The sequence below is a fragment of the Methanocalculus chunghsingensis genome (genome assembly GCF_018132105.1).
Classification (GTDB): domain Archaea; phylum Halobacteriota; class Methanomicrobia; order Methanomicrobiales; family Methanocorpusculaceae; genus Methanocalculus; species Methanocalculus chunghsingensis.
On the sequence record NZ_JWHL01000016.1, the window covers coordinates 1 to 19,231 of the forward strand.

General features: G+C 52.2%; 13 protein-coding genes and 1 pseudogene. 7 read left to right on the plus strand and 7 right to left on the minus strand.

Features of this window, described 5'->3' with window-relative positions; genetic code table 11:
* Nucleotides 1–228: pseudogene (locus RJ53_RS09300) on the plus strand (formylmethanofuran dehydrogenase subunit A); the annotation flags it as partial.
* Between the two features lie 12 nt (nt 229–240).
* Entirely contained in the window at nt 241–426 is a 186-nt protein-coding gene (locus tag RJ53_RS09305; protein ID WP_211531354.1) for a hypothetical protein, read from the plus strand.
* Between the two features lie 10 nt (nt 427–436).
* Here RJ53_RS09305 and RJ53_RS09310 read toward each other — a convergent pair whose 3' ends face one another.
* Nucleotides 437–2,350, minus strand: coding sequence for a methyl-accepting chemotaxis protein (locus RJ53_RS09310; RefSeq protein ID WP_211531355.1), 1,914 nt, complete (start codon nt 2,348–2,350; stop codon nt 437–439).
* 262 nt (nt 2,351–2,612) lie between these two features.
* Between RJ53_RS09310 and RJ53_RS09315 the strand changes: the two genes are divergently transcribed.
* Both RJ53_RS09315 and RJ53_RS09320 read left to right on the plus strand, forming a co-directional pair.
* Entirely contained in the window at nt 2,613–3,842 is a 1,230-nt protein-coding gene (locus RJ53_RS09315; RefSeq protein ID WP_211531356.1) for a DNA methyltransferase, read from the plus strand.
* Between the two features lie 30 nt (nt 3,843–3,872).
* The gene (locus tag RJ53_RS09320) at nt 3,873–4,733 is read left to right on the plus strand and encodes a TdeIII family type II restriction endonuclease (protein WP_281412445.1); all 861 of its coding nucleotides are present in this window, start codon (nt 3,873–3,875) and stop codon (nt 4,731–4,733) included.
* A 27-nt stretch (nt 4,734–4,760) separates the two neighbouring features.
* Here RJ53_RS09320 and RJ53_RS09325 read toward each other — a convergent pair whose 3' ends face one another.
* From RJ53_RS09325 to RJ53_RS09335, 3 genes are all read right to left on the minus strand, one after another.
* Entirely contained in the window at nt 4,761–6,230 is a 1,470-nt protein-coding gene (locus RJ53_RS09325) for a sensor histidine kinase (RefSeq protein ID WP_211531358.1), read from the minus strand.
* A gap of 29 nt (nt 6,231–6,259) precedes the next feature.
* Nucleotides 6,260–10,090 carry a response regulator gene (locus tag RJ53_RS09330; protein WP_211531359.1) on the minus strand — a complete coding sequence of 1,277 codons (3,831 nt, stop codon included), beginning with the start codon at nt 10,088–10,090 and terminating at the stop codon, nt 6,260–6,262.
* A gap of 103 nt (nt 10,091–10,193) precedes the next feature.
* Nucleotides 10,194–13,376 carry a hybrid sensor histidine kinase/response regulator gene (locus RJ53_RS09335; RefSeq protein WP_211531360.1) on the minus strand — a complete coding sequence of 1,061 codons (3,183 nt, stop codon included), beginning with the start codon at nt 13,374–13,376 and terminating at the stop codon, nt 10,194–10,196.
* Between the two features lie 324 nt (nt 13,377–13,700).
* On the opposite strand from RJ53_RS09335, the gene RJ53_RS09340 reads away from it, so the two are divergent.
* Nucleotides 13,701–13,907, plus strand: a complete 207-nt coding sequence (locus tag RJ53_RS09340) for a hypothetical protein (protein ID WP_211531361.1) — start codon at nt 13,701–13,703, stop codon at nt 13,905–13,907.
* 166 nt (nt 13,908–14,073) lie between these two features.
* Here the strand turns inward: RJ53_RS09340 and RJ53_RS09345 are convergent, their stop codons facing one another.
* From RJ53_RS09345 to RJ53_RS09355, 3 genes are all read right to left on the minus strand, one after another.
* The gene (locus RJ53_RS09345; protein ID WP_211531362.1) at nt 14,074–14,460 is read right to left on the minus strand and encodes a hypothetical protein; all 387 of its coding nucleotides are present in this window, start codon (nt 14,458–14,460) and stop codon (nt 14,074–14,076) included.
* 85 nt (nt 14,461–14,545) lie between these two features.
* Nucleotides 14,546–16,204 carry a thermosome subunit alpha gene (gene thsA / locus RJ53_RS09350; RefSeq protein ID WP_211531363.1) on the minus strand — a complete coding sequence of 553 codons (1,659 nt, stop codon included), beginning with the start codon at nt 16,202–16,204 and terminating at the stop codon, nt 14,546–14,548.
* Nucleotides 16,205–16,256: 52 nt separating this feature from the next.
* A complete protein-coding gene (locus tag RJ53_RS09355) occupies nt 16,257–17,180 on the minus strand; it encodes a transcriptional regulator (RefSeq protein WP_211531364.1) in 924 nt (307 codons plus the stop codon).
* A gap of 29 nt (nt 17,181–17,209) precedes the next feature.
* On the opposite strand from RJ53_RS09355, the gene RJ53_RS09360 reads away from it, so the two are divergent.
* Nucleotides 17,210–18,535, plus strand: a complete 1,326-nt coding sequence (locus RJ53_RS09360; protein WP_343221876.1) for a tRNA(Ile)(2)-agmatinylcytidine synthase — start codon at nt 17,210–17,212, stop codon at nt 18,533–18,535.
* 5 nt (nt 18,536–18,540) lie between these two features.
* A complete protein-coding gene (locus RJ53_RS09365) occupies nt 18,541–19,221 on the plus strand; it encodes a DUF4013 domain-containing protein (RefSeq protein ID WP_211531365.1) in 681 nt (226 codons plus the stop codon).
* Nucleotides 19,222–19,231 lie beyond the last annotated feature (10 nt).

The following is a 19,231-nucleotide window of genomic DNA, read 5'->3' on the forward strand; positions in this document are numbered from 1 at the left end:
TACCTCTTCAAGCAGGGTGAGCTGATCATCAACGAAGGCGAGATCGTCAGCAACGGCAACAAGAGAACCCTCTGGGTGGATGTAAAGACGAACGAGAACCCACAGGTTCAGCGTGATATCGCCCTGAAGTTCAACAAGTTCTACACGATCAACCAGAACAACTACGAGGTGGCCTCACACCACTATGTGCCAAACCCGTACGTCATCGAGATTGATGCAACGATCTGAGGTGAGTGAAAAATGTTTACAACCGGCTGTGAACCTGCCGATGCCTGGGATATCGTCTCAAAGATGGAGATGGAAGGAAATCTCTCTCTTCCATCGATTCAGGATCGGCTCTCAGCACCCCCGGAAGGCCACACCGATCCCGTCAAAAGGATGATCCTGATGCAGGAGATTCTCGTTGAGATGGGTGTAACCGGATAAAAAAAGAGTGTTATGCTGTTCTGAACTTCCGGTTGGCTTCAAGGGTCTCCTCGGCAAACCGGGAGACCCGGGTAACCATCTGGTTGACCTCATCAACGCTCGCTGAGACCTCTTCGGTGGCAGCGGCGGTATCCCCTGCCTCATGGCCGGTCTTCTCCATCAGATCGGTCATCTCATGGATGCTTGCGGTGATCTCTTCAACCGTTGCTGCCTGTTCCTCTGCGGCACTGGCGACCTCTTCGATATTTCTTGAGATACTCTCGACTGAGCTGACGATATCATTAAAGGCGGCGATCGTCTGCTGCATCTGATCAGATCCGTCTTTGACGACGAGTGTGGCGTTCTTCATCGCTGATGATGCCCGTTCTGCACCAGTTCTGAGGTTGCCGATCATCTCGGTGATGTTCTCTGCAGAGTTTCGTGACTCCTGTGCGAGCGCCTTGACCTCGGAAGCCACGACGGCAAAGCCCCGCCCGGCATCTCCCGCACGGGCTGCCTCGATGGCGGCGTTTAAGGCGAGAAGGTTCGTCTGATGGGCAAGATCCGAGATGACCCCGACGATCTTTCCGATCTGATTCATCTGGGTATTGATGTCTTTAATGATCACATCGATCTCTGCGGTGGCGGTATTGATCTCCCCCATCCCGGCTTCGGCACGGGCAGCGATCTTTGCACCATCTTTGGACTTCTCATCTGCGGTCCGGGAGATGGCAGCGACCGACTCGGCACTTGAAGTCACCTCCTCAACAGCAGCAGAGAGATCCTCCATCGCCCGGAGGACCTGCTGTGCAGAATGGGTGGCTTTTTCAATGTTCCCGCTGACCCGGCCGGTGCTGGCTGCGATCTGCTGGGTTCCGTTTGCCACCTCATCAAGGCTTGCATCCGCCTCATTTGCCGCCCCGGCAAGCTCTTCCATCAGCTGTATTGACTGCTGAACCAGGGTGGAGACGTTTGCCGAGACTTTATTTAACGACTCCTTGATGGTGACAAATTCTCCCCTGACATTCAACTGCGGATTGACGGTCACCGAGAAGTCGCCATCCGCAAATGCTCCGGTGACCCTGTTGACTTCCCTGACGAGGCCGTTGAAGGCACGCCCCATCCGGTCGAGTGAGGCCTTGAAATCCGCCCAGTCCCCTTCTGTCCGGATAGATGTATCGAAGGTTGCGCCAAAGTTGGCTACCGCATATGATCCGCAGATCCGCATCGCCTCATTGACCCGTATGGTGACGGCATCAAGGATATGGTTCATCCCCTCGATGATCTCCCTGAACTCTCCCGTATGTCTGGATGTATCGGCCCGGGTGGAGAGTTTCCCCCCGATGACGGCATCGATGATCGTATCGGTATCTGCTTTGAGCATCTTCAGTGATTTCTGTACTTCTATGAGGGCGCTGTCGATCCGGGAGAAGATCTCTGCTGCTTTATCCGAATCCTGGTCACTCTTTGTCGGGGTAAGGTTGAAGTCTGTCCTTCCTTCGGCGATCTTTTTGAGATTCTCTGCGGTTCTGGTAAATTCGGCTCCAAGGAATGCCCCCTGTTTCTTCTCACGGCTGATATCGTCTGTGATATCGCGGCAGCTCCCCCGGACACCCTGTGAATGGCCGTGCTGATCTTTTACAAACGTGCAGAAGATTCCAATCCAGCGTTCTGTTCCCTTTTTATGCCTGATCCGGAAGGTGACATACCGTGAATCCCGGTCACGGACTGCAAGGGCCTTCTCCACCTTCTCCAGATCTTTCTGGTGAATGATCCGTTTGAAGAGGCCGGCATCCCTCTGGAAGTCGGCAGGGGTATAGCCGGATATTCGCTCGCAGGACGGAGAGACATAGGTGAATGTCCCATCTGATCCAAGAAGGAACTCCCAGTCATGGGTGGCATCGAGGATCAGTTTATAGAGTGTCAGATCATCTGCTGTCGTCATGAAGTCTTCTCCGGTGTTGCCCCTCTTCTGGAGGCCTCATCGGTAAATAATAAATGAGAATTTCGTCTCCCGTAAAATAAAACATCCGATCAGATGAAGGTCATATTTTTAGTTATTTATACTTTCTAACAAATATTTAGTTTTTGTTTCTTGAAGTTCTGTATTTGCTTTTATTAATTTGCTGTTTTGGTAGTTGAGATCGTAGCTGGACATTCATCAGGGACAATTTATTCTAGTGGCAACTCTAATATGTGGTTGGCTTATGCTTACAAATGAAGAGCAAAGAGTGAACATCTATACCACAGATACATATCCAACGGACCCTCATCAGGTGACACATGAGACTGAGCTGAGTGCTCTTAATTTAAACTGGACCGAAAAAGACCTTCCAGAAAGAGTACGGACAAAACATGTACACCGCCTTCATCCATATCTTGGGAAATATATACCTCAGCTTGTCGAAGTTTTTTTGCGTAAGTATTTTGTTGCGGGTCAGACAATTCTTGATCCTTTTTCAGGTTCAGGAACAACTCTTGTTCAGGCAAATGAGTTGGGAATGAATGCAATTGGCTATGATATTTCTGCTTTTAATGTCCTCCTCGCCAGGGCAAAAACTGCTGAATATGATTCCTCCTTAGTTAAAAAAGAGATAAATGAGATTCTTGAGTTAGTACAGGCAACAATCGGGATAGATCCAGGTCAGCAGAAACTCTGGATGGAGTGTACGAAAGGACCTTATCTATCATCTAATAATAATGAATATCTTGAGAGATGGTTTGCGCCCCAGGCACTTAGGGAGTTACTGACATATCGCTATTATATTGAAGCGGGTGATTTTGAATATAAGGATCTGTTGAAGGTCATTCTCTGTCGCTCTGCTCGTTCTGCACGGCTAACAACACATTTTGATCTGGATTTCCCAAAAAAGCCGGTAACGGAACCTTATCACTGTTATAAACATAGAAGGATTTGTCACCCTACCCAGGAATCCTTTAAATTTTTAAAGCGATATAGTGCAGATACCATAAAACGTGTTTCAGAGTTCTCTTCATTAAGAAGTCGGGCGAGCGTAAAAGTTCATCATGAAGACTGCCGAAATGTTGATTTCCCAGAGGTTCATGGTGTCGTTACCAGCCCTCCGTATGTGGGTCTCATTGACTATCATGAACAACATGCATATGCGTACCATCTTCTTGGGCTTGAAGACAAGCGAGGGGATGAGATCGGACCTGCCGCAAATGGAAAGAGTCGGATCGCAAAAGAGACATATCAAAAGGATATTGCAGATGTCTTCCAAAGAATAGTAAAAACAATGGTTCCAGGCGGTCACTTGATTGTTGTCGCAAATGATCGCGACAATCTCTATGAAGGGATTGCGGACAGTCTGGATGTTGAGGTTGAAGACATCATTCAACGTCATGTTAATCGGAGGACCGGGAGGCGCTCGACAGAGTTCTATGAATCAATTTTTATCTGGAGAAAAATGGATTGATAAGGTGTTATTATGTCCGATCATGAAGGTATGAAGTTGGCTATCCAGAAAGTCATTATCCAAATGATGAATAACGTCATGGATCGAGTTTTGTACTCGGATCCATTTGTAGAAGAGGAGCATCAATCCAGGAAGCCACTCTATTCTGCCCTTGTCCCGGATGAGATATTCAAGGGATCCCATTTTGAGAGACGTTTTGTTACACCATTTGGCAAAGTCTGGGAGAAACTTGCCGTCGTTGCCGCAGAGAGTGGTCTTGGGTATGGCTCGATGGAACACAGGATTGACGGCCTCGTTCGGGAAGGTTGTCTAAACCGGATCGCAGAAGTTCTCAACCGGCTTGAGCACGCACAACGGAACCGGGATCGCACCAGGCCTGACTGGAAGGCCGAGCTGGCATACATCATGGAGGGAAGGGGCGAGCTGATCCCGGTTTCCGTCATCTGTGATCTCTATGTGGAAGATACGGAGAATAATAAACGATATGCCTTTGAACTGAAAGCACCGCTCCCAAATAGCGATCAGACGAAGGTGAGTAAGGAGAAGATATTGAAGTTGCATTGTATGGAGCCCCCCGTAGTTGATGGGGCGTATTTTGCATTGCCTTATAATCCCTATGGCACCCGGGAGAATTATTCCTGGAGCTTCCCGATGCGATGGTTTGATATGCACTTAGATGAGGTTGTCCTTATAGGTGATGACTTTTGGGATACAATTGGAGGGGCTGGAACATATGATGCATTCATCTCAGCTATCAATGAGATCGGACCTGAATATAAAGATAGGATTTATCGGGAATATCTGGGGATAGAACCCCCCTTAACATACAGTCCGACACGATCCCTTCTGCGTGAGCAACCTATGGAATACCAGAAGAAGGTACAACGATGATGCCTGTATCATCAGGTACCTTTTGTTTTACTCCCTCCTCCACCCCCCCTTCGGCACCTGCATCTCAAACCGTGCCCCTTCTCCATACACCCCGGTCTCCCTGATGGTGATCCCGGTGATTGCAAGGATCTCGCGGGTGAGGAAAAGGCCAAACCCTGTGTTCTTTCCAACACCACGGCTGAATATACGCTCCTTCTGATCATCGGGAACGCCGGGTCCGTCATCCTCCCAGATGATGATAAGATCGCCATCCTGGGTCTCAGAATGGATCGTAACGCCCGTCGCCCCGTCTGCATGGCGGATGGTGTTGTCCATCAGGTTTGTAAAGACCTTCTCAATCATCGGGTCGGCGAGGATCTGGTATGCTTCAGGGTTGCTCTGAATCGGAAGGTCTCTTCTCTCAAGCTTTCTGATGAGATCCCTGATCTGAAGCCATTCCGGCTTCTTCACACCGAGCTCTTCATAGGTGCGGGTAAACTCGATCTGCCGATGGATGGCATCTGCTGATCTCTTCAGCTTCTCAAGATAGCCTGCCTGAACCGGATCGACACTTATCTCGGAGGCAAATCCCAGAAAGCCCTGAAAGACCATGATCTCATTGAGGATATCATGGCGGGTGATGGATGACAGGGTCTGGAGTTTCTTGTTTGCGGTATGGAGGGCATCTTCTGCCTGCTTCCGATCGGTGATATCCTGTCCCTGTGCGATCGTCGCAATGACGGTCCTGCCATCATTACCGGTAATATTTGCCGAGTTCCAGAGGACAGCCCTGACATCGCTGTTCCGGGTCTGGATCGGGATCTCGATCACCTCCCAGGATCGTCCGGATGTCGCCTCATGGATCAGCTCCATCGCCCGTTTGCGCTCTTCTGGGGGGAAGAGGATGCCGAGATCTGAGATGAGCGCCTCACCCATCGGGATCCCGGAGAGCCGTTCAAATGCCCTGTTGAATCGTGTTATCCTATAGTCGGGATCCCATACGACGATCGGGGCATTGGCATAGGAGATGAGCTTATCGAGATAGTCGTTCTTTTCGATGATCTCCCCCTGCATCCGGTATATCTCTTCAAACTGTGCCCTCATCTCCGCTTCTGCCGCTTCAAGCTCATCATTGCGCTCGTTAAGGATCCGGTTTGCGGCATCCAGTTCACTGTTCTTTGCCGCAAGCATCTCTTCAGAACCCTTCCACTGTTCGGTGAGGAATGTGATGATCAGGGCGAAGAAGATGAAGATTCCTGCCCTGATGATGCCGTTTGCGAGCTCGCCAATGCCTGCATAGCTGAGGAGAAGGATGAGATAGAGTGCTGAGAGAAGGATAGAGAAGAGGAATCCACGCCGGAGATAAAAGATGCAGGCGAGGGTAATCGGGATATAGTAGAGGTTCTGGAATATGATGTAGAAGCCCGAGGAGAGTGAGAATATCGTTAAGGCAAGAGAGACAGCGGTTGTACTGATGACTGCGCCAAGAGCGACCCTTGTATTGAGGGGGATATTCATCTCTCTTTTATTATTGCATGCTCCGGGTATTAATTACCTCTTTTATTTCGCCATGCCCCCTCCGGCACCTGCATCTCAAACCGTGCCCCTTCTCCATACACCCCCGTCTCTGAGATAGTGATCCCGGTGATGGCGAGGATCTCGCGGGAGAGGAAGAGGCCAAGGCCGGTATGCCTTCCAACACCCCGCTCAAATATCTGTTCCTTCTGATCACCGGGGATGCCGGTTCCGTTATCCTCCCAGATGATGATGAGATCGCCTTTTCGGATCTCACAATGGATTGTAACGCCGGTTGCACCCTCAGCATGGGATCGTGTATTCTCCATCAGGTTTGCAAAGACCTTCTCGATCATGGGGTCGGCGAGTACCTCGTATCCACTGCAGTCATGCCGTATCGGGAGACGTGTATCGTTGATCCCTTTCATCATGGCGGAGATGGCAGACCATGCCGGCTTCTTCACCCCAAGCTCCTCATAGCTGCGGGTAAATTCAATCTGTCGTTCTATTGCTTTTGCAGCCTTCCTCACCTCGCTGAGATATCCTGCCTGCTCAGGATCAATGCTCTTCTCCCCGGCAAATTCAAGGAACCCCTGCAGTGCCATAATCTGGTTCTGGATGTCATGCCGGGTGATGCCTGAGAGAATCCGGAGTTTTTTGTTTGCTGTATGGATCGCCTCTTCTGCGGCTTTCCGTTCGGTAATATCCATTCCAAACTCGATGAGCCCGATGATCTCTCCCTTCTCATCATAGACCGGACATCCCCGGAGATGGAAGCATCTTCCGTCCGGAGTCGTGACCACCTCTTCTTCAACCTCCCCTGTCGCCAGGGATCGAATCAAGGGACAGTTCCCGCAGGGATCAGTTCGGCCATGCCAGATCTCATAACAATGGCGGCCGATGAGTTTCTCTGGATCGGATCCGACCGAGTCTGCTGAGACTTTGTTTGCATACACTACCCTCAAACCGGTATCATAGTATGCGAGCATCACCGGCATTGAGTTGAGAATAGCCGTCTTTTCGGCTTCAGATTGTTTCAGAGCTGATTCTGCGGCCCTGCGCCCGGTGATATCGCGTGATATACCAAGGATCCCGGTTGGATGCCCTTCATCATCCCGAAGAAGACGTGCAGTGTTCTCAACCAGTATCGTTCTCCCGTCCCTGCAGTACTCTTCGGTCTCAAAGAATACTGTTCTCTCCGGATCTGCGCTCCCGGATGCTTCAAGCGCCATCTCCTCATCAAATCGTTTCCGAAGCGACGCATATGATGCAGGGGTCATTATGTCCTGAACCGTCTGTGCCAGCGACTCCTCCACCGTAAAACCCTTCATCTTCAGCACCGATGGGCTGATATACCGGAGTTGAAAGTCCATATCAAAGATCCAGATATTATCCGCGGTATTCTCAGCAATCAACCGGTACTTCTCCTCACTCTCTCTGAGCGCCTCTTCTGCGGCCTTCCGTTCGGTGATATCATGAAGCCGCTCGATGATCAGCTCGACCTCTCCCTCATCATTGAGGATTGGACTGCTGGTGCACTCGATATATCTCCCCAACTCAGGGGAGTACCTCTCTATCGTCTCACGCTGCTTTGATTGCACCGCCAATGATGTTGCACAGTCATGGCAGGGTTCTCTTCTCCCGATGAGCTCATAGCATCTCTTTCCATCCGCATCTTCTGGACGAAGACCAAGGATCTCATACCCTGCCTTATTGTACCTGATGATGGTGTGATCAGGCCGCTGGAGGCCGACGATGTCCGGGACGCCATCAAGCATCGCCTCAATGAGCCACTTACTCTTCTCTGCCTCAAGCTCTGCCCTCTTCTGCCCGGTGACATCATTATAGACCGCGACCACTTCCCCGCTTCCGAGCCTGAAGACACGGTTTTCATACCAGTTTTCGTATCTGTCATCTGTATAAACCGCCTCGGGGAAGTATTGAGGAACCCCGGTCTTCCAGACCTGCTGAAAGACCGGGATCAACCCGTACTCATCGATGGTGGGGCGTAGATCTCCGAGGCTTTTTCCGATGACATCCTTCTTTTGCCTCCTCTCGATCTCACAAGCCATCCGGTTGAAGTCCTTAATGATGTAATCGTCTCCGGATGATCCATCATTTCTGACCTCGTAGATGGCAACGCCACTTGTTATCGTATCAAAGAGGCCGGAATAAAGCTCTTCACTCTTCCGGAGGGCCTCTTCAGCCCGCTTCTTCTCGGTCACATCGCGTGAGACGATGAGGATTGCAGTCGGCTTCCCGTCTGTGTCCCGGAGGAAACTGAGGGTATTATTCACCAGGATACGGGATCCGTCTTTATGGTACTCCTCGAGATCAAGGGATATGCTCCCGATGGGTTCACCGGACTCCTCCCGGCGTATCGCCTCGTCAAAGGTGGAGAGGACCACCCGGAGCGAATCCGGTGTCAGTATCTCGTCAAGTGGCTGTGCCATGGCCTCCTCAACGGTAAATCCGCGTAATGCCTCGATTGACGGACTGACATAGGTGAGGTGGAATGAGAGATCTGCGACGGTGATCGTCTCGGTCATATTCCCAGTGATAAGGCGGAGCTGCGACTCGCTCTGCTGAAGTGCGTCCTCTGCCTCCTTCCGGTCGGTGATATCGTAGATCGAGGCGACTGACTGCCCGGTTCCCGGAATCATTCCGACGGTAAGAAGTGTGGTATGGCTGCCCCCTGCATGGTCGATGAAGGTAAAGTCGTATGTCCGCGGAGCTTCACCAGATTCCTCTCTCCTCTGCCGGTGATAGGTCTTCATCCTCTCACGATCATCATCCCCCACAAACCTTGTCCAGCTCATCCCGGTTACTTCGTCCTTTGAATAGCCCGATAGCACTTCAAATGAGCTGTTTGCAAGGGCGATCGTGGTATCCGGGTTGATGATGATCGTTGCGGCATGCGTATGTTCAAAGATGGCCTGATACAGTCTCTCGGATTGGCCAAGCCGTTGTTGTGCCAACGTGATCTCATCAAGCTGTTGCCGAAGCTCTTCTTCAGCCGCCGCCAGCCTCTCATATGATCTCTGGAGTGCCCTGTTCTTCTCTTCAAGCTCTTCTTCCCGATCCTTCAGCTCAGTGATGTCACGGCCGACCGACTGATATTCCCTGCACTCTCCAGTTTCATCAAAGATTGCTGTTGTACTCCATCTCTGCCAGGTGGTCCTGCCGTCCGGCATGATGATCCGCTCCTCGATGATACATGAAGGGTGGTCAGGGGTGAGGGATGCGAAGAGTGCGGTGACATTCTCACGATCATCCGGATGGATCTCTGGCATGAACCGGCTGTCGATGATATCCTCAGCAGTCATCCCGAAGGCACGGGAGTATGCCTCATTGACAAAGATGACCTCTCCACTCGGACGGAATCTGCATATGAGCTCAGTCTGAGCCAGAACGACACTGCGATACCGGCACTCGCTCTCCACAAGAGCCCTCTCAGCCTCCCTTCGGCGTACCGCATACCTGATCTTGTTGATCAGCTCCGCAAACTGTGCTTTTGGATTTCCACCTTTCTGGAGGTAGAAGTCGGCGCCATTGTTCAGCGCATCGATCACGACATCCTCCCGCCCTCTCCCGGTGAAGATGATAAAGGGTGTTGTATCGCCTGTTGAACGGAGGTGCTTCAGAAAGGCGATCCCATTCATCCCCGGCATCTGGTAATCGGAGACTATCGCATCGAAGTGATTGTTGTTTCGGAGGGCAATCGCCTCCTCTGCGTTCTCCACGGTTGTGACGGCGATATCTCCTGCCCTCTCCAGAAAAATCTTTCCTATCTCAAGGAGAGCAGGTTCGTCATCGACATACAGGAGTGAGATTGCTGATCGCTCATCACCGGGAGATATCATTACTCTATCATCTACATCAGGAGTGATAATAGCTTCTGTACTCTGGGAAATCCTGAAGGCATGATGAAAAAATGTGTTTGGGTTAACGACACTTTATCACATATCAGGGGGTACTCTCTCCCGCCATCCACGCCCCTTCGGGTACGATCATCTCAAACCGTGCACCCTGTCCATCAACCCCGGCTTCGCGGATGGTGATCCCGGTGATGGCGAGGATCTCACGGCAGAGAAAGAGCCCAAATCCTGTATTTGTTCCAAAACCGCGTTCGAATATCTGATTCTTTTGATCTGCCTGGATGCCCGCCCCGTTATCCTCCCAGATGATCGCAAGGTCCCCATTACGCTCTTCACAGGAGATTGTGACGCGGTTTGCTCCCTCTGCATGCCGGATGGTATTGTCCATCAGGTTGTAAAAGACCCTCTCAAGCATCGGGTCGCCAAGTATCAGATAATCTTTAGATTCATAATCAACGGAGATCCGGCTCTTCTCAACTCCCCTGATGATATCCGTGAGGGGACGCCAGATCGGCATCTCAATGCCGAGATCCTCATATTGTCGTGTGAACCCGATATATCGCTGGATAGCGTCCGAGGCAGTATCAATCTCATGCAGATAATCTGCCTGCTTTTCTGGATTGCTCCCCTCTCTCATGAGATCGAGGTATGCCTGGAGGACCATGATCCTGTTCTGGATATCATGCCGGGTGATCCCTGAGAGGATCCGCAGCTTCCTCTGGGCGGTGAGGATCGCATCTTCTGCCCGCTTCCGGGTGGTGATATCACGTGCTGCTGCGAAGAGGCCATGAATATTGCCATCCGGCCCCCGGTAGACACTTGCATTATAGAGGACATCTATTGTCCTGCCGGAGATATGGCGTATTGTGAGGGGATAGTCCTTCACCGACCCGGAACGGAAGGCTGTTCTGTACCCTTCCTCTGCTTTCAGGGGATCAGTAAAATACTCTGCAAAGACGGTCCCGATCAGCTCCTTCCGGGGGATACCGGTCGCCTCCTCGGTTGCCTTATTCACATCGGTGATGAGTCCGTTCGGGCTGATGGTGACAAGCGGATCGAGGCTTGTCTCGATGAGGGTTCGTGTGTAGAGTGATGCCGCCTTGAGGGCTTTCTCCGCCCGTTTCCGTCTGGTAATGTCGATACCAAACTCGATGCACCCGATGAGATCTCCTTCCTCATCATAAATAGGCGATCCCCTGATATGGTAGGTTCTGCCATCCGGCAGCATCTTCTCCCCCTCTTCAATCTTCCCGGTCCTCATCGATCTGATGACCGGGCACTCTTCACAGGGATCCGATCGGCTATGCCAGATCTCAAAGCAATGGCGGCCGATGAGCTGAGCCGGGTCCTGGCCGACCGATTCACCGGAGATCCGGTTTGCATACCGGATTCTCAGGCCGGGGTCATAGTATGCAAGCATCAGCGGCATTGCATCAAGGATGGCCCGCTTCTCCGCTTCTGCCAGTCTGAGGGCCTTTTCATGGGACTTCTGACGGGTTATATCATAGACTGAAGCGACGGATCTCCCTGTTCCCGGGATGATGCCGATGGTTACAATAACCGGGTGGGGGGTTCCGGTGCGATCGATGAGATGGAACTCGTAACTCGGTGGTGTAGTCGTTTCCGGGTCTTCAATCCTCCTCTTCTGGTGATAGCCCACCATCTTCTCCAGTTCGGATTCGCAGACAAATTCCGTCCAGCTCTTCCCGATGACTTCCTCTTTCTGCCATCCCGTGATCTCCTCAAATGCACCGTTGGCCAGGGCAATTGTGGTATCCGGATTGATGATGATCGTCGCAGCCTGTGTGCATTCAAAGATCGCCTGATATTCTCTCCTTGATTGATCACGCTCCTGCTGTGTGGCGGTTATCTCATCAAGCTGCTGCCGAAGCTCTTCTTCTGCGGCGGCGAGTTGTTCGTTTGATGCATGGAGCTCGGTGTTTCTCTCCATAAGAGCAAGCTCAAAGCGCTTTCTCTCATCGATATCAACATGGATGCCCAGAGCACGGGGTGCATCTGCCCCTGGTCCCTTTCTATATGTCTTCGCCCTGCCCGAGATCCATTTCCAGCTCCCGTCTTTACAGCGTAACCGGAAGTCCTCTTCATACGGCTGCATATCGCGGATATGCCGGGCAATTCGTGGAACCATCTCTTCCCGCTCTTCCGGATGAAGGAGATCGAGCCATGACTGATACCCGGCCGGAAATTCATCAGGTTCATATCCGAGCATTCTGTAATAACCGGGGCTGAAATAGACCTCGTTTGTCTCGAGATTCCAGTCCCAGAATCCATGCTCCGCGGCATCCATCGCCAGTTCAAGCCGTTCATGCAGCTCCCTGATTGCCAGTTCGCTCCGCGTGATCTCATCGAGCTGCTGCCGAAGCTCCTCATCTGCGGCGGCGAGCTGTTCGTATGAAGCCCGAAGTCTTTCATTTACCTCAATGCCTCGTATTTCTGCCTCTTTCTTCTCATTAACGTCGATATGGGTTCCAATGGTCTTTCTTGCCAGATTGCCCTCTCCATCACGCAGTCGCCAGCCACGTGACCATATCCATATCCAGCGTCCGTCGGGATGCCTCATTCTGAAATGGTTCTCATACATTCCAGGGTTTTGGCTCTCAAGGTACTCCTCAAATGCCCGAGCTGCCTGATTCCGGTCGTCAGGATGGATCAGATCGATCCAGACCTCCTGCAGATTTGGATTGCCGGAGAGGTCGAAATCATCTGTATTCCGCCCGATCATGGTGAAATACTCAGGGCTGCACCAGAGGAAGCCGGAATCGAGATCATACTCCCATGCCCCGGTATTTGAGACGGCGATGAGGGCTTTATACCGATCCGCAGCCTGTAGGACCTCCTGCTCAGCATGCCTCCGCTGGACTGCGTACCGGATCTTATTCATCAGATCGGCAAACTGTGCCCTGTGATCTCCGCCTTTCTGAATATAGAAGTCAGCACCTTCGTTCAGCGCCTGGATGACGACCTCCTCCCGTCCTTTCCCTGTGAAGATGATGAAGGGTGTTGTATCGCCTGTTGAACGGAGATGTTTGAGGAGTCCGATACCGGTCATCCCCGGCATCTGGTAGTCTGAGATGATAGCGTCAAAATGGTGGTGTTTGAGGTGCTCAATTGCGTTTTCTGCACCAGGGGCTGTGGTGACGGCGAAATCGCCGGTCCTTTCGAGGAAGAGTTTTCCTATCTCAAGGAGGGCAGGCTCGTCATCGACATAGAGTAGTGATAGAACTCCCTGTCTCTCCCCGATGCACGTCATAATGATTTGATGATCATAGCTCCTTATAAAATCTTTGGAATGAAAATTCCACTATTCCAGGATTGCTCCGGGATTATCGTTAAGAAAAACTATTTCTTTCTGATCTCCGGTTTATTATGATGGGGTTTTGGGGGATAGTTCCCTGACAGGCAGTTTATACAGCCAGTTCAGTTTTATCAAATGATATACAAGTGGAGGTGGTTGTGTACTGTACCCATTCGTATGATGAAACAGAAATTATATAACCAAAATTTTTGGTGTGGAGAAAAGATTCATATATTTGTTGATATATATCCTCTCCATCAGAGAGAAGGAGGTGAACTCATGACTGTCCGGATAAAGCCAAAAAAACCGGTGATATCTCCAGAGGTGACTCCAAACCGGAGTGTACGGAGACTTATGATGAACCAGACCGATTTCCCTGTTCAATCAGGATATATGATGCATCTCTTCGTCCTTGGTCTCCTCTCGGCGACCGTCACCCTCACCGGAATCACAGCAGGGATGGCACTCAGAATGGTTGGACTCTGAGAGGGTTCCATCTTCGCTTCTCTTTTTGGTAACGCCACGATCCGGAACTTTCCCATGGTGAGCCCTGCCCATGAGATTTGGCGATAGCGCTCCTGCTATTCCGGATCAACCGGATGCCGGGCCGCCTCCTCGTCTCATGAATAAGAGGTTCATTCCATGATCCCGGTTATCGAACAACGGGATCACAGAAGTCCTCTTCAATACTGCATTTGTCGATATACTGAAGGTTAAACTTGTAGAAGTTTGTATAGCCGCAGTTTCTGCATCTGGAGGTGAAGTGGTTGCAACCGACATAGAGATCATGCACCCCTTCGACACCACAGTTTCTGCATCCCGCGACCGGCTCAAGTCTCCAGACATCATAGCAGGATATTGGTGTATAGTCCCCTTTCTTACTTATTTCTGCCATCTTTGGGATGAAGATCCGGGTTGCGCCACAATTTGAGCAGATGACCTGTGCCTGCTGTGGAACGACCTTTATCATCTGGTCTGCATCCGCACGGCAGTGGTAACAGTCAATTCGGTATTTGGTAGAGTACACACCAGGCTTCATACGAGAGACTGGTGACGCGGAAGATAAAAAAGTACCCCTCCCGGTTTGGGAGGGATGATATGAGAAAAAGTGTTATTGGAGGTTTTTACATCATGCCTGGGGGCATGCCACCCATGCCACCCATGCCGCCCATTGCGGCCATCTCTTCCTCGCTTGGCATACCGCCACCCTTTCCGGATGATGCGATGACATCATCGATCCGGAGGATCATGACTGCAACTTCAGCGGCTGAGGAGATAGCCTGTGTCTTGACACGGAGGGGTTCAACAACGCCTGCTTCTTTCATGTCAGCGGGTTTTGCCTCAAAGACATTGAGACCGAAGGTCTTGTTGCCCTTCTCATGTGCAGCACGGAGGTCGACGAGCATATCGATTGGGTCGAGACCTGCGTTCTCTGCGAGGGTCCGTGGAATGATCTCAAGAGCACTTGCAAATGCCTCGATGGCGAGCTGTGCACGGCCACCGACGCTGGATGCGTACTCGCGGAGTCTGAGTGAGAGCTCGATCTCCGGTGCACCGCCACCAGCGACGACCTTCTTGTCCTCGACGACGACACCGACGACACGGAGAGCATCCTCGATTGCACGCTCAAGCTCGTCAACGACATGGTCTGTGCCGCCTTTGATGATGATCGAGACTGCCTTTGGATTCTTGCACTCCTCAACGAAGATCATCTCTTCGCCTGAGACCTTCTTCTCCTCGATCTTTCCTGCGATTCCAAGCTCTTCCTCAGCGATTGCATCGATGGATGAGACGACGGATCCGCCGGTTGCACGGGCAAGCTTCTCGATATCGGACTTCTTGACACGGCGTACTGCAAAGATACCTGCCTTTGCAAGGTAGTGCTGTGCGATGTCGTCGATACCCTTCTGACAGAAGACGACGTTTGCGCCGGATGCGATGACCTTGTTGACGATCGTCTTGATCATCTTCTCTTCTTCGTCAAGGAACATCTGGAGCTGGTCCGGGCTTGTGATGCTGATCTCGGCATCGACTTCGGTCTTCTTAAACTCGATTGCTGCGTTTAAGAGGAGAATCTTTGCATCGGTGACAACCTTGGGCATGCCTGGGTGGACACGCTCTTTGTCGATGATCATGCCTTCGATGATCTCGGAGTCGTCAATGGATCCGCCGACCTTCTTCTCAACCTTGACATTGTCGATGTCAACAGTGCCGTCTTCATCGGCAACCATTGTGATAGCTTTGACAATGAGGCCGCAGAGCTTCTCTTTTGAAGATTCTGCACCCTTGCCGGTCATTGCGGTCTCAGCGATCTTGGTGAGCATCGCGACATCGTTTGGCTTGACATCGAAGGCGAGCTCTTTTAAGATCTCCTGAGCCTTCTCAGCGGCCTGGCGGTAGCCCTGTGCGATGACGGTTGGGTGGACATCCTGCTCGAGGAGGTCTTCTGCCTTCTTGAGGAGTTCGCCACCGACGACGACGGCGGTCGTGGTTCCGTCGCCGACCTCATCGTCCTGGGTCTTGGCGATCTCGACCATCATCTTTGCGGCCGGGTGCTCGATATCCATCTCTTTGAGGATGGTTACGCCATCGTTTGTGATGACGACATCACCGATGGTGTCAACGAGCATCTTGTCCATGCCTTTTGGTCCAAGGGTTGTTCTGACTGCTGCTGCAACTGCCTTCGCTGCGGCGATGTTCATACTCTGGGCGTCGCGTCCACGTGTTCGGGAGCTGCCTTCCTTCAGAATAAGAATTTGTTGTCCTCCAAGTTGTGCTGACATAATGTATCACCAGTGTTTGAAGATAAAGTTGCTTTGTGGTTCTATATAAACCTTATTCGGGTATCAGATCGAGGAGATCTGATCCCTCTTCAAGAGAATAGAGCTGCTCCTCACCGATAATGAGGGTTTTTCCTATCTTCTTCTCCTTATTATAGTCAGATAGGATGCAGAGGGAGCGGGCACGGGCAATCCGGGATAGGTTTCCGACGAGAGCCGCGCGCCTGACCATCTTCTGGGCGGGGCCAAAGCAGGCGAGGATCATCGTCTCATCATAGTGGGCGACCGCCTGAAAGGGGGCACGCCGGAATGAGTGAAGCTCAAGCCCGATAGACTGAAGGTATCCGGCAGGGGTGATCACCTCGCTCTCTTCGATACCGGTGATCGAGGGGAGATCATGAGGCCGGTCCATGAAGAGATCGATCGGCTGGACGATCGGCTCATCGAAGAGTTCCTCGAGCTTCAGGGCCATCTCAAGCGTCGTTCCCATGCCACTTTCGTATTTGCTGATCGTCCGCCTGGAGACGCCGAGAAGATGGGCGAGATCACCGAGTGAGAGGGTATGTGCCTCTCTCATCTGGTGGAGGCGGTGGCCGTCGATATTGACATAGAGCCCTCCCGGCGAGGCATAGACGAGCGGGGGGATCTCTTCAACCAGGTAATCATAGAGTGTTGATGGTGAGACGGCGAAGAGACCATACCTGAGATAGACTGCGCTGCGCTCAAGCGGAACGCCCCGTGCCCGTTCCCCGATGATGATCGGGACTGCCTTGAGATGGTGGGCCATAGCATCGAGATCGGTTGCAACATCCTCGGAGACGGAGTCGATCTGGGAGACGACCTTGATGATGACAAGTCGCTCTCTGTCTGATGCCAGAAGATCAAAGCTTCGTGGTCTCTGGGTACACCGTTCAGAGACGTCAAACCCTGCGGTAATGAGAATTGCCACCACCGTCTGGATGAGTCGTTCCTGTACCATCGTTTCTCTATCCTACAAGGATAAGCGAGATGATAAATGATCTGACACTCCCCCTTATGGGTGCGGAGAGCAGATCTGTAGCTATGTGGATTGGAATCGATGATACCGACTCCCCTGAGGGTATGTGTACCACCTATCTCGGAGCGGTCCTTGCCAGGAGGCTTGAAGCATCAGGAATACCGGTCCACTCACTCCGGCTTATCAGGCTGAATCCGACGATCATCTGGAAGACCCGGGGAAACGCTGCCATTGCCATCGGTGCCGGGGGGGATCCGGATACCGCCTTCTCCATTGCAGAGTCGCTCATTGAAGAACTTGCCGATCTGGGGTGTGAGAGGACGAATCCCGGCCTGGTCGTCTGTGGAGACCGCCGTCCTCCGGCTGCCTTTGCAGAGGAGGCGATCACCGGATTCTGTACAATCGAGGGTGCGATCGATGCATGTATCGAAGCGGGAGCGCGATACCGTGGCTGGAAAAATGGCCGGGGTCTCATCGGTGCCGTCGCCGCCGTTGCAGCAGAGCTGGACGATAGCACCTCGGAGTATCTCGTCTACCGGGATGTCGGTCGCAGGGAGAGGGAACGGGTCGTTGATAGAAAGACCCTGACGACAGCAGAGGAGATGACTCATCCACATACCTGGGATACGGTCGATGCCGCCAACAACGTTGTCGTCTGTGTCCCGCACACCCCGGATCCGGTCCTCTTCGGCATCCGGGGGGAGAACCCGGTCTGGGTATCCCTCGCCCGAAACCTGATCGAATCAGAAGACCCCGCCATCGAGGCTCTCTTTGAGACGAACCAGGGGACGGATGCCCACCTGCTCCCGGGAATGATCGGATCCCTTGAAGACGGGCGATCCTACATCGTTGTGGGAACCGTTTCCACCCACCCGGCGACCGGGATCGGCGGTCATGTCTCAGTCCGGATCAGTGACCGGGATCTCCATCTCACCTGTATGGCATATGAGCCGGTGAAAGGGTTTCGCGAGATCATCCGGGCGCTTGCACCAGGTGACAGGATCGTTGCCTGTGGGAGCTACCGGAATAATACACTGAATCTTGAGAAGTGCTGCATCCTCGATGCCCCCCCTCTCCGGATTGCAGAGGCCCCCATCTGTCCGGAATGTGCAAGGAAGATGACCTCGGCCGGGACGAGGAAGGGCTACAAATGCCGTCGGTGCGGGAAGAGGGAGGAAGATCCGGCTGTACGTTTTGAGGAGCGTCATCTGGTGCCTGGCTGGTATGAAGTTCCGCCATCTGCCCGGAGACATCTTGCCCGCCCCCTCTGCCGGGGTTCTCCGCCCCTCCCTGACAATGTCGTGAATCTTATATCCGATCAGGTCGACTGGTTATAATCGAAATGATAGATATCTGGGAGTCTGCAGAGAAGTCGGCGGAGTATGCACTGGCTGCGATCCGTGATCATCCAGGACGTATTCCTCTCCTGATGGGGATGATGGCGCTCTTTCCCCTGATGATGGGGTATACCGCACGGATTTATCGCGGTGAGCCGCAACCCCCTGACCTCTCCTCCCCCTATGGCCTCTTTATTGATGGGATCAGGCTCACTATCGTCCAGTTCATCTACTCAGCACCTGTCATCGGAGCGATCCTCCTCATTACATCCAGACAGAGCAGACTGATGGATCTCATCACCCATGCTGATCGCGGCCTTCTCTTCTCTCCTGTGGGAGCGGTCTTCTTTCTCCTCCTTGGGGTGGTTCTTCTGTATGCCGTCGTCATCCTCATCTCGATGATAGGTCTCATCAGGACTGCCCGTTCAAGGCGTATCCGGGATGGATTTGCATTCCGCGAGATCACCACCCATATCAGGGCTATCGGATCTGTTCCGTATATCTCTGCGGTTGCTTTCTATACTGTCGTCTCCCTCCTTCTGTCGCTCCCTGCCGGGTATCTGATTGAGCTTACGCCCATCGGCTATATCCCTGCATTCTTCATCTATGTCGTCATCACACTATTCGCCGCCCGGTACTTTACGCTCATCTACGAGTCGGGCCTCCCCCGCAGGACTGTGGGCTGATACAAGGTTT